This is a genomic window from Megasphaera sp. AF13-6AC (assembly GCF_027685385.1).
In the GTDB taxonomy this organism is placed as follows: domain Bacteria; phylum Bacillota; class Negativicutes; order Veillonellales; family Megasphaeraceae; genus Megasphaera; species Megasphaera micronuciformis.
In genome coordinates this window covers 1-1,102 of sequence record NZ_JAQCUN010000245.1, presented here as the reverse complement: position 1 = coordinate 1,102, position 1,102 = coordinate 1, and the positions used below count along the sequence as shown (strand labels likewise).

Sequence of the window (1,102 nt, the reverse complement as noted above, 5' to 3'; positions counted from 1 at the left end):
AGTAAGTAATCGTGTTATATAAAGAGTATGTGTATTTTCAAGTAGAGCCGTCCGAAATGACGCTCGTTAACAGAATAACGGAAGGTCTTGACCACTTGGGAGTGTTAACGGCCTTAGACGGCAAGAAGGGAATCGCCTGTTTGCGTACTACGGAAGATACGGCTGTCGAGGCTCGTCGTTTGTTGTCGAATTTACCCGTTTCCGTACGCTTGCTTACGTATGAAGATATTGTAAAGACGTTCGGAATCGACAAAGCGTGATAAGAGAGAGATTCGTTTATGAAGGTATTTATAGCGGAAAAGCCGAGCATGGCACGGGAACTGGCAAAATGTCTTCCCGACCCGAAAAAAAGAGAAAACGGATATATTCGTACAGGCGGTGGTATTGTTACGTGGGCTTACGGGCATGTACTGCAACAGGCCGAGCCGGATGCCTATAATGAATCTTATAAGACCTGGCGTACAGAAGATTTACCCATTATTCCCGAAACGTGGAAACTCATTGTATCTCCGAGTGCCAAAGACCAGTTCGAAATTATAAAGGGGCTTATTGAGCAAGCCGATTCCATTGTCAATGCCGGTGACCCCGACAGAGAAGGTCAGCTTTTGATAGATGAAATTCTCGATTACGTGGGAAATACAAAGCCTGTAGAGCGTATTTTGCTAAATGCCCTCGATGAAAAGAGTATTCATGAATCTTTGACGGATTTACGGGATAACAGAGATTTTAAACCGCTGAAGGATTCGGCCTTAGCCCGCAGTCGTGCCGATTGGTTGATGGGGATGAATCTTTCCCGGGCTTATACGTTGGCGGCTCGTAGACAGGGGCATAAGGGCGTTTATCCTGTTGGCCGCGTTAAGACGCCGACGTTGGCCCTTGTCGTAAGACGACAGAGGGAACTGGATCACTTTGTTCCCGTCACTTATTATGTTGTAAAGGCCGATTTTGATTACGGTTCGAGAACTATAACAGCTCAGTGGCAGGCTAAAGATACTCAGGGTGGACTTGATTCGGAAGGACGCTGTATTGATAAACAGACGGCGGAAAATATTCTTGCTAAGACAGAGGCTGCCGTTAGTGGGACAGTAACTGAACGCAAGGT

Annotated in this window: 2 protein-coding genes; both read left to right on the top strand. The window is 46.4% G+C overall.

Annotation, left to right across the window (positions count from 1 at the left end):
* The first annotated feature begins 29 nt into the window (after positions 1–29).
* Positions 30–260, top strand: coding sequence for a DUF4911 domain-containing protein (locus PGX78_RS08565; RefSeq protein ID WP_333524035.1), 231 nt, complete (start codon positions 30–32; stop codon positions 258–260).
* 18 nt (positions 261–278) lie between these two features.
* Positions 279–1,102, top strand: an 824-nt coding sequence (locus PGX78_RS08560) for a DNA topoisomerase (protein ID WP_270446536.1), incomplete at its 3' end; no start/stop codon positions are given.